This is a genomic window from Mycobacterium sp. TH-M25, from assembly GCF_057473665.1.
The window spans coordinates 1-11,755 of the sequence record NZ_JBYCLA010000366.1 but is presented as its reverse complement, the minus strand read 5'-3'; the positions used below and the strand labels follow the sequence as shown (position 1 = coordinate 11,755).

The 11,755-nt window shown below is 65.1% G+C and carries 9 protein-coding genes and 1 pseudogene; 4 read left to right on the top strand and 6 right to left on the bottom strand.

Translation table 11 applies throughout. The features are described 5' to 3' along the window. The coding region (glnA, locus tag AC2VOU_RS12345) for a type I glutamate--ammonia ligase (RefSeq protein WP_486957636.1) at window positions 1-1,224 on the top strand (1,224 nt) is incomplete at its 5' end. 64 nt (window positions 1,225-1,288) lie between these two features. Here the strand turns inward: glnA and AC2VOU_RS12340 are convergent. Then, window positions 1,289-1,861 carry a helix-turn-helix domain-containing protein gene (locus tag AC2VOU_RS12340; RefSeq protein WP_486957639.1) on the bottom strand — a complete coding sequence of 191 codons (573 nt, stop codon included), beginning with the start codon at window positions 1,859-1,861 and terminating at the stop codon, window positions 1,289-1,291. Window positions 1,862-1,908: 47 nt separating this feature from the next. Here AC2VOU_RS12340 and AC2VOU_RS12335 point away from each other — a divergent pair, with 47 nt between their 5' ends. Beyond that, the gene (locus AC2VOU_RS12335) at window positions 1,909-2,541 is read left to right on the top strand and encodes an SAM-dependent methyltransferase (protein ID WP_486957635.1); all 633 of its coding nucleotides are present in this window, start codon (window positions 1,909-1,911) and stop codon (window positions 2,539-2,541) included. A 193-nt stretch (window positions 2,542-2,734) separates the two neighbouring features. Here AC2VOU_RS12335 and AC2VOU_RS12330 read toward each other — a convergent pair whose 3' ends face one another. After that, a complete protein-coding gene (locus AC2VOU_RS12330) occupies window positions 2,735-3,982 on the bottom strand; it encodes a Fic family protein (protein WP_486957634.1) in 1,248 nt (415 codons plus the stop codon). Between the two features lie 296 nt (window positions 3,983-4,278). On the opposite strand from AC2VOU_RS12330, the gene AC2VOU_RS12325 reads away from it, so the two are divergent. Then, on the top strand, window positions 4,279-5,733 hold the full coding sequence (locus AC2VOU_RS12325) for an aldehyde dehydrogenase family protein (RefSeq protein WP_486957633.1): 1,455 nt from the start codon (window positions 4,279-4,281) through the stop codon (window positions 5,731-5,733). Window positions 5,734-5,750: 17 nt separating this feature from the next. Next, window positions 5,751-6,164, top strand: coding sequence for a DoxX family protein (locus AC2VOU_RS12320; RefSeq protein WP_486957632.1), 414 nt, complete (start codon window positions 5,751-5,753; stop codon window positions 6,162-6,164). 3 nt (window positions 6,165-6,167) lie between these two features. Here the strand turns inward: AC2VOU_RS12320 and AC2VOU_RS12315 are convergent, their stop codons facing one another. The 4 genes and pseudogenes from AC2VOU_RS12315 to AC2VOU_RS12300 all read right to left on the bottom strand — a co-directional run bounded on the left by AC2VOU_RS12315 (window position 6,168) and on the right by AC2VOU_RS12300 (window position 11,744). Next, window positions 6,168-7,280: an epoxide hydrolase family protein gene (locus AC2VOU_RS12315; RefSeq protein WP_486957638.1), complete on the bottom strand. Its 1,113-nt coding sequence runs from the start codon at window positions 7,278-7,280 to the stop codon at window positions 6,168-6,170. A 33-nt stretch (window positions 7,281-7,313) separates the two neighbouring features. Continuing rightward, window positions 7,314-8,051 (bottom strand): annotated as a pseudogene (locus AC2VOU_RS12310) (LLM class flavin-dependent oxidoreductase); the annotation flags it as partial. Continuing rightward, entirely contained in the window at window positions 8,048-8,686 is a 639-nt protein-coding gene (locus AC2VOU_RS12305) for a PaaI family thioesterase (RefSeq protein WP_486957631.1), read from the bottom strand. The gene AC2VOU_RS12305 and the pseudogene AC2VOU_RS12310, both read right to left, overlap by 4 nt. A gap of 97 nt (window positions 8,687-8,783) precedes the next feature. After that, on the bottom strand, window positions 8,784-11,744 hold the full coding sequence (locus AC2VOU_RS12300) for a bifunctional [glutamine synthetase] adenylyltransferase/[glutamine synthetase]-adenylyl-L-tyrosine phosphorylase (RefSeq protein ID WP_486957637.1): 2,961 nt from the start codon (window positions 11,742-11,744) through the stop codon (window positions 8,784-8,786). Window positions 11,745-11,755: the final 11 nt, after the last annotated feature.

Sequence of the window (11,755 nt, the reverse complement as noted above, 5' to 3'; positions counted from 1 at the left end):
CTGCCCGACCCTGACACGGCTCAGATCGACCTGTTCACCCAGGCCAAGACACTGAACCTGAACTTCTTCGTGCACGACCCCTTCACCCTGGAGCCGTATTCGCGCGACCCGCGCAACATCGCCCGCAAGGCGGAGAACTACCTGAAGAGCACCGGCATCGCCGACACCGCCTATTTCGGCGCCGAGGCCGAGTTCTACATCTTCGACTCCGTCAGTTTCGACTCGAACATCAACGGCACGTTCTACGAGGTCGACGCGATCTCCGGTTGGTGGAACACCGGCGAGCCGACCGAGAACGACGGCAGCCCGAACCGTGGTTACAAGGTGCGCCCGAAGGGTGGCTACTTCCCGGTCGCCCCCGTGGACCACTACGTCGACCTGCGCGCCAAGATGCTGCAGAACCTGATCAAGGCCGGCTTTTCCCTGGAGAAGGGCCACCACGAGGTGGGCACCGGTGGTCAGGCCGAGATCAACTACAAGTTCAACACGCTGCTGCACGCCGCCGACGACATGCAGCTCTACAAGTACATCGTCAAGAACACCGCGTGGCAGGAAGGCAAGACCGTCACGTTCATGCCCAAGCCGCTGTTCGGTGACAACGGCTCGGGTATGCACACCCACCAGTCGCTGTGGAAAGACGGCAGCCCGCTGATGTACGACGAGACCGGTTACGCCGGGCTGTCCGACACCGCGCGGCACTACATCGGCGGCCTGCTGCACCACGCCCCGTCGCTGCTGGCGTTCACCAACCCCACGACGAACTCCTATAAGCGTCTGGTCCCGGGCTTCGAGGCGCCGATCAACCTGGTCTACAGCCAGCGCAACCGGTCGGCGTGTGTCCGCATCCCGATCACCGGCAGCAACCCCAAGGCCAAGCGTCTGGAGTTCCGTTGCCCCGACTCCTCGGGCAACCCGTACCTGGCGTTCGCGGCCATGCTGATGGCCGGCCTGGACGGCATCAAGAACAAGATCGAGCCGCAGACCCCGGTCGACAAAGACCTCTACGAGCTGCCGCCGGAGGAAGCTGCGAACATCCCGCAGGCCCCGACCCAGCTCTCGGCGGTGATCGACCGCTTGGAGGAGGATCACGAATACCTCACCGAGGGAGGCGTTTTCACGTCCGACCTGATCGAGACGTGGATCAGCTACAAGCGCGAGAACGAGATCCTGCCGGTCCAGATCCGGCCGCACCCCTACGAGTTCGCGCTCTACTACGACGTGTAAGTCAGCTTCCTAACGTGTCCACCCGTTCGGCGATCCCGAGCGGGTGGACTCGTTTTGCGACTGTTCAGGCGTGTACGTGGAGCCGCTCACCGTGCGGACCGAAAATCGCGATGGCCTCCACGGCTCCGTTCACAGCTCCGAACCAGTGCGGCGTCCACGTTGAGAACTCCACGGCCTCACCGGGTTTGATCGCCAAGTCGTGCTCCCCGAGCAATAGTCGCAACCGGCCGGAGAGCACGTAGATCCACTCCTGGCCGTCATGCACCGGCAATTCGTCGGGCGGAGTGCGGCGTCGGGCACTGACCCGGATCTTGAATGCGTGCAGACCGCCCGCCGGACCGCTGCGAGTCAGCGGCCAGAACGTGATCCCGTTCGCGCTGTGCGCATGACCCCGCACCCGAGGGTCCTCGGCCGGTTGCCCGCCCAGCAGTTCGTCGGTGGTCACCGAGAGTGCCGCGGCGAGACGCGGCAAGTGGTCCAGGGCCAGCCGACGCTTACCCGACTCCAGCCGGCTCAGAGTGGAAACATCAATGTCGGCACGGGTTGCCACGTCCTGCAGCGTCAGGCCGCGCTGCGTACGCAGCTCTCGCAGCCGCCTTCGCACGCGAAGGTCGACGTCGTCGCTCTTTGCCTGCATGGCAAAAAACATTGGCATGTGCTCATCGCGTCGTCAAGCTCGTTGACATGCCTGAAACTGAACAGTCTGCCCGCGACCACTGGGAGCAACGCTACGGCGAGAAAGATCGGATCTGGAGTGGCCGCGTCAACGCGCAATTCGCCGCCGTGGTAGCCGATCTCGGTCCGGGACGGGCGCTCGACCTCGGTTGCGGTGAGGGTGCGGACACGATCTGGCTGGCCGAGCACGGGTGGCAGGTCACCGCTGTCGACATCGCAGCAAATGCGCTCGAGCGAGCGCGCGAGCAGGCGCAGACACGCGGTGTCACCAACCTCATCGACTTCACCCAATGCGACTTGTCCGACGATTTTCCCGCCGGCACATTCGATCTGGTTTCGGCACAGTTCTTGCACTCGACCGCGCGGCTGGAGCGGCCCACGATCCTGCGTAACGCGGCTCAGGCCGTCGCGCCCGGCGGAGTGCTGCTAATCGTCGACCATGCCGGTGCACCGCCCTGGGCGAAGGCGATTCCGCATGATTTCCACTTCCCGAGCCCCACGGAGGTGCTCGCCGAACTGGATCTGCCGGCCGAGCACTGGGACCGCGTCCGGGTCGAGACCATCGATCGCACGGCCACCGACCCGGACGGGAATCCGGCGACGCTGCAGGACAATCTGATGGTGCTCAGGCGCAAAAAATAGCGCTCGCTGACGACGGTCTTGGCCCAGACGTAGGGCCGGGCGTGGTCGTTCCAGGTGTGGATGTCGGCGTTGAGTTGAAGTGCCCGTTCGGCAAACAGCCCTCGACGAGGTTGAGCCCGGATGAGCTGGTCGGGTGAAGTGCAGCACATGAAGCGGAGATATGTTGTCAGCCAACGCTTTAAAGCCCATGCCGTCAAGTGGAGGCAGTGTCGAGTACGACGTGGCAATCCATCGCAGCGGGCAGCGCGCGGCGGCCTGCGCGCTCAGCGAACGCGTCTAGCGCGTCGAGAACGTCCGGGGCGCGCCATGCCCGATTACGGGCCCGGTCGGTGAACTCGACGATGATCTTGGACTCGACCAGCGGGTCCAAGTATCGGTAGACGTTGTTAATCGCGATGTTGAGTCGATCGCTGACGAGTTGCGCGTTGATTACAGGGCGTTTGATGAGCAAGTCCGCCACACGGTGGACAGCGGAGCCGCGGCGGGCTGTGATCTTCGATTCCCACTGCGATCTGATCGTTTGCAGATCGCCGACGAGTTGGCGACCGTTGACGACGGCCAGCATCGACGCCTCGGACAGTCTCTGGACGATCGGGGCGGGGTCGCCGTCGCGGTACGCGGTCAGCGCTTGGAAATACGAACCGGTGTCAGATAACAGTCCCGCTGAGACGGGGACAGTGACTTGACGGGTTAGCCGCTTGTTGCGCAACATCGACTGGATCAACGCCCTGCCTGTGCGCCCGTTGCCGTCAGGGAACGGGTGAATGGTTTCGAATTGTGCGTGCGCAATCGCGATGTGCGCAAGCACCGCTATATCGCTGCGCTTGGCGAACCGGATTAGATCGTCAATGGCGCCGGGAACGCGGTCCTGTTGCGGTGCAATGAAATCGGCGCCTCGTGGGCCGAAGTTCCCGCCGCCGATCCACACCTGCCCGGTGCGCCACTTACCAGCGATAGCCGGTTCGCTGTCGTGCATCAGCGCCTCGTGCATGGCCAGAATGGCGTCGCCGCTGATCTGGTCGGCTAAGTCGATAGCCGCTCGCGTCGCTCTAGTGTTCGCGACGATCATCGACGCGTTACGGCGCTTGGCGTTTCCTAGCGTTTCAGCCTCGGCGATCGCGCGCGCAGATGCGGTCAAGTTCTCGATCTTGCTGCTGGCTGCTGATTCTGTCCGTAGCAGCACAGAGGCGAACGGGGCGATCTCACTGCCGAGTTCTGTATCGAACCGGACGATCTCCTGGCCCGCTTCTTCGGCGTCAGCGAGAACAGCAGAAGGCAGACCGACCTCTAGTGCGGCGATCTCGGCGGGGATGGCGGCCTGGTACTCACCGGACTGGCGTCGGGCGGCACGCAGGTCAGAGCGCTGATAGCCGGCCTCGGTCGGCACACCCCACATGAGGGTTTCGTATCCGACTGCGGTACCTGAGCCAACTGATGACATAAACCGATCGTATCATCACTTATATCGTTTTCTGATAATACGAGTTGTCGTTGTTATCAGTTACAACGGATCCACCCGCAACTACCAAATCCCGGCTTGCGACCTACCTTTGAAGCTGTGACTCACCCGGGGATGCAGCAGACGTTGCCAGCACTGCGGGCTGCAGCGCACCAGGAGATTCAGCAGATAGCCGTGAGTGCCGGTCGCGAACCACCGCCAATGATCGACCGCCGTCTTGACCCGGTATCGTCGGCGATGCTAAGCAAGTGCCCAGCATTACGTATGGAAGGCATCAGATGGCGCTGCAGTCCCTTTTGGACGACATCCGCAAGCGACCCGGCACGGGTGACGTCATTGCGGTCATCGATCCTGCGACCGAAGAGACGATCACCGAGTTCACCGACTGTGGCCCCGAGGCCGTCAACGACGCGGTCGCGCGATCGAGGTCGACGTTCGAATCCGGCGTGTGGTCCCAGCTTCCGGGCCGCGAGCGCGCCAAGGTGATGTGGAAAATTGCCGATCTGATCGATGAGCACGCCGACGAGTTCGCCCGACTCGACTCGCTGAACACCGGCATGCCGCTACTGCAGGCCACTCTGCAGATGTCCACCTGCTCAGAGTTCTTCCGGTACTACGCCGGCTGGTGCTCCAAGCTCAACGGCGTCGCCTACGACGTCAAGACCGACGGCATCGCCACCGACGCGTTCGTCGACATGCACGCCTACACGCTCAAAGAGCCCTACGGCGTCGTCGGGCTGATCTTCCCGTGGAACGGCCCGATCTTCAACGCCAGCGCCAAGCTCGCGCCTGCGCTGGCCGCCGGCGGCAGCCTGCTCGTCAAACCCGCTGAAGAAACCCCACTTTCGGCGTTGCTGCTCGACAGGCTGGTCCACCAGGCCGGCGTCCCCGAGGGCGTGGTCAACCTGCTGACCGGCTACGGCCACACCGCGGGCGCGGCGATCACCAACCACCCGGACGTCGAGAAGGTCGCCTTCACCGGCTCTACCGAGGTCGGCAAGGAGATCGTCCGGGCGTCGGCCAACAACCTCAAGAAGGTCACGCTCGAACTCGGCGGCAAGTCGCCGGTGCTGATCTTCAACGACGCCGACCTCGACAAGGCCATCCTGATGGCGTCGCTGGGCATCTTCGTGCACTCCGGTCAGGGCTGCGTCTGCGGATCGCGAATCTTCGCCCAGCGCGGTGTGTATGACCTTGTAGTAGAGGGCGTTTCGATGATGGCCAACACCTTCAAGCTGGGCGCGCCCAGCGAAGAGGGCTGCGTCAGCGGCCCGCTGATCAGCCAGAAGCAGCTGACCCGGGTAATGGGCTTCATCGACGAGGGCAAAAGGGACGGAGTCGAGGTCGTCACCGGGGGCCACCGGCTGGACCGCAAGGGCTACTTCGTGCACCCGACGGTGTTGACCAATGTCGACCCGGGCATGCGGCTCTACCAGCAGGAGATCTTCGGCCCGGTGGTCAGCATCCTGCCGTTCGACGACGAGGACGAGGCCATAGCCCTGGCCAACGACACCAGCTACGGCCTGGCGGCCACCGCCTACACCGAGAACCTCAGCCGCGCCCACCGGCTCGTCAAGCGTATGCACGCGGGCAGCGTGCAGGTCAACTGCCAGTTGGTCTTTGACCACGACGTGCCGTTCGGCGGACACAAGCAGTCCGGCTGGGGACACGAGTTCGGCAAAGAGGGCATCGACATGTACATGAAGACCAAGTCGGTCTGGATGCAACTCTAGGCACGTATTGTCTGCCCATGGCGCAGACAACCGAGGCCCGGCTGAATTCGTATGCGCCGGTCGCCCTGTCGGTGTTCCGGATCGTGTTCGGGTTGTTGTTCCTCAGTCATGGGCTGTCCTCGGTGATCGGCTGGCCCGCGACGAGTCACGCTGCACCCGTTGGACAATGGCCGGAGTTCTACGCCGGCTGGATCGAGCTGATCACCGGTACGCTGATCACCGTCGGCTTGTCCACCCGGCCCGCGGCGTTCCTGGCGTCCGGCGAGATGGCGATCGCCTATTTCACCGTGCACTTCCCCCATGGGTTCTGGCCGATCAACAACCACGGCGAGGACTCGGTGCTGTTCTGCTTCGCCTTCCTGCTGCTCGTCTTCACCGGCGGCGGCCGCTATGCGATCCGGACTCGACGGCGAATTGGGTTGCGGCGCTGAGCCTTAACGCAGCGTCGCGAAAAACGCACGGACGTCGTCGACGAACAATTCCGGTTGCTCGAAAGCGGCGAAGTGACCCCCGCGCGGCATCGCCGTCCAGTGCGTGATGTTATAGGCGGCATCGCACCAAGCTCGCGGGGTCCGCAAGATCTCTCTCGGAAACGCTGCGACTCCGGTCGGCAGCTCCACCCGGCCTTCGCTGACGAACTTGTTGAAGCTCTCCCAATACAGGCGGGCCGATGATGCTCCGCTTCCGGTGACCCAGTACAGCATCACGTTGTCGAGCAATTCGTCCTTGGTGAGCACATTTTCGGGGTGTCCGTCGCAGTCCGCCCACGCCCAGAATTTCTCCACGATCCACGCCATCTGGCCCACCGGCGAGTCGACCAATCCATAACCCAACGTCTGCGGCCGGGTGGACTGCTGCTTGGAGTAGCCGGTGCCCCACTTGCGATGTTCCATGTACGCCGCCAGCGCCTGCTGATCGTCCTCGGAGAACTCCGCATTACCCGCCGGCTTCGCGATCGGCATGTTCAGGTGGATGCCTGCGCAGCGACCCTCATTGCGGCCGATCTGGGTAGTCACCGCGGCACCCCAGTCGCCGCCCTGCGCGCCGTAGCGGTGGTAACCGAGCCCCCCGACCAGCCTCTCCCACACCTGGGCGATCTTCTCCACACCCCAGCCGGTGCCGGTCGGCTTACCGGAAAACCCGTACCCCGGCAGTGACGGGCAGATCACGTGGAAGGCATCCTCCGTGCGGCCCGACGGCGGGTTGACCAGCGGCTCGATCACCTTGTGAAACTCCACCACCGAACCGGGCCAGCCGTGGGTGATCAACAGCGGCAGCGCGTCATCGTGCGAAGAACGCTGATGGATGAAATGAAGGTCCAGCCCGTCGATTTCGGTGACGTAGTGGTCGAAGCGGTTCAGCGCGGCTTCCCGGGCGCGCCAGTCGTAGCCGTCGGCCCAGTAGTCGGCCAGCTCGCGGGTGTAGCTCAGCGGGATACCCTGGCTCCAGTCGTCGACGGTCTCGGCCTCGGGCCACCGGGTGCGCGCGAGTCGCTCGGCCAGATCGTCGAGAACGTCGGCGGGAACGTCGATGCGGTAGGGCCTGATTTCCAACATAGACTTCATCATGCAGGCACCCGCTCAGCCGTCGAGGCCGAGGTCGGTGCGGAACCGTTTCATGCCGTCGACCTTCTGCGCCAGCGTGGCCTCCGGGCCGGAATAGAACATCCAGGGCATGGTTAAGATCCCGGTGATGCCGGCATCCTCGGCTCGCTGGTAGTGGGCGGGCGTGAACGCGTCGGTCGGCGGCGTCAAGATGCTGAAATCATCCATCTTCAAACCTTTTTCGGCCCTTAGCTGACGTATCCGGTTAGTGGCCGTGATCGCCCGTTCGGTGTTGATCAGGTCGCCGATCCAGCCGTCGTATCGCGCTGCGCGACGCAACGCGATCTCGCTGAGCCCGCCGACGTAGATCGGAATCCGCGGCGGCGTGGGCTGCATTTCGAGCCTGGACGTCTGATAGAACTCGCCGTCGAATTCCGTCCAGCCCGGCGACCACAGTGCCCGCATCAGGTCGACCATCTCGTCGGTACGCTTGCCCCGCCTGGCGAACGGCTGCTCCATGAGATCGAATTCTTCTTCACACCAGCCGACACCGATGCCGAGCTCGACCCGTCCATCGGCTAGATACGCCGCGGTGCCAATGGCTTTGGCCGCCGAATATGGGTTGCGCATCGCCGGAATGTAAACCGTGGTGACGAACCGCAGCCGGGTCGTGACCTGTGCCAGCGAGCCGACCAGCACCCACGGGTCGGGCCATTCGGTGAACGGTCGCCAACGGCGCTCACCGTCTGGGGTGTAGGGGTGCGGGGTGTTCATCGGGCGGGCCGCGCCCAGGATGGCGTGATGAAGATCCCCTCGGCTTCGACTGTCACCCCGTCGGCGTTGGAAAGATGGCCGGAGACAAAAGATTTGACGCCCTCGGTGCGTTCGACGGCGGCGTCGGCGCGCAACCTGCCCAGCGGCGTCCCGCGGACGAATCGCAGCGTGAGGGTGCCGGTGAACAGCGGCTTGGTCAGACCCGAACTGGCGGCCTCACCGAGTACGTGGTCGAGCACCAGCGCGCAGACGCCCCCGTGCACCCAGCCGGGCGGGCCTTCGTAGGCGGAGTTGAGGGTGAACTCGCTCCAGCACGACGAACCGTCGGCACTGTGCTGGACAACCAGCGGGGGTGCGATCGCATTGCGCAAGCCGACCACCGCGTTGCCCCACACCACGGGCCGTCCCCCGACCGCGCGGCGCACGACGCGCACCTCGTCACGTTGTCTGCTGCGCAACACATCTGTGGCCGTCCGGATCGCGGTGCGGGCAGCGTCGATCGAGTCGGGCTCGGCTTCGGTCTTCAATGCCGCGTCGATCAACGCGCGGACATCCTCGGTCAGCGGGCCGTAGATCGCCGCGAGCCGGTCATGCTCGTCGGCGCTCATCACTTCATAGGAGATATTCGCGTCCAACCCCGCCTCCTCGCGCTCGTGGCGGGCATCCTTCAGCAGCCGACCGTTACTTCTTAACTAACACCGCCGGCCGGCGCACCCGGCGACCGGGTGTGGCTCATTCGTCGAAGATCTTGTGCACGACGGCTTTTGCGCGCCGCGTGACCCGCAGGTAGTTATCCAGGAACTCGCCCCCATCACCGTTGCGCGCCCAGCCGGCGGCCACCGCCACCGTGTTGAGCAGCCGCCCGGGTCCGGGCAGCTGGTCGGTGGGTTTGCCGCGGACCAGGACCAGGGCGTTGCGCGCGCGCGTCGCGGTCAGCCACGCCTGCCGCAGCAGGTCGGCGTCCTCACCGGTGATCAGCCCGGCGTCGGCGGCCACATCCAGGCTTTCCAGCGTCGAGGTGTTGTGCAGCGCTTCGATCTCGCTGGCGTAGCGCAACTGCAGCAGCTGCACGGTCCACTCGATGTCGGCCAATCCCCCGCGACCCAGTTTGGTGTGGGTCGTCGGGTCGGCCCCACGCGGCAGCCGCTCGGAGTCGATGCGGGCTTTCATCCGTCGGATCTCCCGGACCGCCTCGGCAGACACCCCGCCTGCGGGATACCGCGTCTTGTCGGCCAAGTGCACGAATCGGCGGCCCAGCTCCGCGTTGCCGGCAACCGCATCGGCACGCAGCAGCGCCTGGATCTCCCAGGGCTGCGCCCACTGCTCGTAGTACGCCTCGTAGGACGCGAGCGTACGGACCAACGGGCCGCTGCGGCCCTCGGGCCTCAAATTGGCGTCGACCTCCAACGGCGGGTCGGAGCTGGGCGTGCCGAGCAGCGCACGGATCTGCTCGGCCACGGTCACCGACCACTTCACCGCCTCAGAATCCTGCACGCCCGCCGCCGGTTCACAGACGAACAACACGTCGGCGTCGGACCCGTAGCCCAGTTCACGGCCACCGAGGCGGCCCATTCCGATCACCGCGATCGCGGCCGGGGCCTCGCCGCTCTTGGGAAGATTGACCTTGACCACCGCATCCAGTGCGGCCTGCAGCACCGCGACCCAGACCGCGGTCAGCGCCGCGCACACATCGGTGACGTCGAGCAGGCCCAGTAAATCCGCCGATCCGATGCGCGCCAATTCACGTCGGCGCAGCGAGCGCGCGACGGCGATGGCACGAACCGGGTCGCTCTGCCTGGCGGCCGAAGCCACCAGCGCACCGGCCACCGCCTCGGGGTCGACGTCCAGCAACTTCGGCCCCTCCGGGCCATCGCTGTAGTTCTGCACGACCTCCGGAGCGCGCATCAGCAGCTCCGGCACATAGGTGGACGTGCCCAGCACGTGCATCAATCGCTTGGCCACTGAAGGCTTGTCACGCAGCGTGGACAGATACCAGCGTTGGGAGACCATCACCTCGCTGAGCCGGCGGTAGGCCAGCAGCCCGGTATCGGGGTCAGGGGTGTCCGAGAGCCAGTCCAACAATCGGGGCAACAGCACCGACTGCACGCGCCCCCGCCGCCCGCTCAGGTTGATCAGGGCCGAAAGATGCGCCAGGGCGTTGTGCGGGGCCTCGTAGCCGAGGACGGCCAGCTGACGCTCGGCGGCCGCGGGTGTCATCCCCCCGGAGAACTCCAGGCCTTCTGGCACAAGCGATTCCAGTAGCGGCTGGTAGAACAGCTTCGTGTGCAGCCGCGACACCCGCAGGTGGTGCCGCTTCAGTTCGTCGCGGAGCACTTCGAGCCTGTCGTGACTGCCGTCGGGACGGACGTGCGCCGCCCGAGCCAGCCAGCGCATCGCCTCGTCATCGTCGGCGGCCGGCAGCATGTGCGTACGTTTGAGCCGCTGCAACTGCAGCCGGTGCTCGAGCAGCCGCAGGAACTCGTACGACGCAGTCAGATTCGCCGTGTCGTCACGACCGACGTACCCGCCGGTGCCCAGCGCGGCCAGCGCGTCGACCGTCGACGCCACGTGCAGGGACTCGTCGTTGCGTCCATGCACGAGTTGCAGAAGTTGCACCGCAAACTCGACGTCGCGCAGCCCGCCGGTGCCGAGTTTGAGCTCACGACTCCGCACGACGGCGGGCACCAGCTGCTCCACGCGTCGGCGCATCGCCTGGACCTCGGGCACGAAATCCTTACGCTCGCAGGCGTTCCACACCATCGGCATCAAGGTGTCGATGTAGCGTTTGCCCAACTCGGCGTCTCCGGCAGCCGGACGTGCTTTGAGCAATGCCTGAAACTCCCACGTTTTCGCCCACTGTTGGTAGTAGGCGACATGTGAATCGAGGGTGCGGACCAGTTCGCCGTGCCGGCCCTCCGGGCGGAGTCCGGCGTCGACCTGAAAGAAGGCCTCCGACGCCAGCCGCATCAGCTCGCCGGCGATTCGGGCGGAGACCGGGTCGGCCGGTTCGGCAACGAAGATGACATCGACATCACTGACGTAATTGAGTTCGCGCGCACCGCATTTGCCCATTGCGATGACTGCCAGCCGTGGCGGAATGTTGTCGCCGCAGACAGTGGTTTGGGCGACCGCCAGCGCCGTACCAAGCGCGGCATCGGCGAGATCGGCCAGGTGAGCTCCGACCGCTTGGAAGGGCAGCACCGGCTCGTTCTCGACGACCGGCGCCAGATCCATCGCGGCCAGCACCAACAACCGGTTTCGGTACAGCTCGCGTAGCCGCCACGCGGGCGACTCCGCAGCGGTCACGGGTTCGGCGACGCATTCGGCGAATTCGGCCCGCAATTTCTCGGGCGAGGGCAGTTTCACGTTGCCCTGCAACAGATGCCAGGCCTGCGGGTGGGCAACCAGATGATCGCCCAACGCCAGCGAAGACCCCAGCACACCGAACAGCCGACCACGCAGGGAGCGGTCGGTGGTCAACGCCTGGTTGAGCTCAGCCCACCCGTCGCCGAGGGCCTCGGCGAGCCGGACTAGCGCGCACAGGGCGGCGTCGGCGTCGGGTGCCCGAGATAGCGACCACAGCAGATCGATGCGCTCCTCGGTGTGCCAACCCAGCCGTGCCAAATTGGCGCTCGCGCGGTCGTCGACCAACCCGAGGCGACCGAGGCCGGGGACCTTTGGTCGTTCCGTCACTGGTTGGTTCA

Coding starts and splice junctions, on each gene's coding strand:
- AC2VOU_RS12340 (WP_486957639.1), bottom strand. CDS start 1,861: ATGCAGGCAAAGAGCGACGACGTCGACCTTCGCGTGCGAAGGCGGCTG.
- AC2VOU_RS12335 (WP_486957635.1), top strand. CDS start 1,909: ATGCCTGAAACTGAACAGTCTGCCCGCGACCACTGGGAGCAACGCTAC.
- AC2VOU_RS12330 (WP_486957634.1), bottom strand. CDS start 3,982: ATGTCATCAGTTGGCTCAGGTACCGCAGTCGGATACGAAACCCTCATG.
- AC2VOU_RS12325 (WP_486957633.1), top strand. CDS start 4,279: ATGGCGCTGCAGTCCCTTTTGGACGACATCCGCAAGCGACCCGGCACG.
- AC2VOU_RS12320 (WP_486957632.1), top strand. CDS start 5,751: ATGGCGCAGACAACCGAGGCCCGGCTGAATTCGTATGCGCCGGTCGCC.